Origin of the sequence: Burkholderia sp. SIMBA_051 (assembly GCF_046534915.1) — a bacterium.
Taxonomy (GTDB): Bacteria; Pseudomonadota; Gammaproteobacteria; order Burkholderiales; family Burkholderiaceae; genus Burkholderia; species Burkholderia ambifaria.
The window spans coordinates 1-234 of the sequence record NZ_JAWRXS010000936.1; the positions used below are offsets into that span (position 1 = coordinate 1).

The window sequence follows — 234 nt, forward strand, 5'->3', positions numbered from 1 at the left end:
GAAAAAGGCCAGTCCGCACAGGCGGACTGGCAAAGGAAGGCCGATATCCCGGAGACTACCGGTGAGGCGGACCGGCCTTCAGACCAGCGGTCATTCAGGAACGCTCGTTCCAGGTGTCCTTGTGAATGATGTTGCCGTCCTTGTACGAACAGGTGATCGTCTCGTAGCGCAGCTCGACCTCCTCCAGGTGGTTGTGCTTCTCGTAGTCCGGATCCTTGATGTCGAGCATCTTCG

1 pseudogene is annotated in these 234 nt (G+C 58.1%); it reads right to left on the reverse strand.

Annotated features, from left to right (window positions below):
• Positions 1-94 precede the first annotated feature (94 nt).
• Positions 95-234: pseudogene (locus SB771_RS37235) on the reverse strand (type VI secretion system tube protein Hcp); the annotation flags it as partial.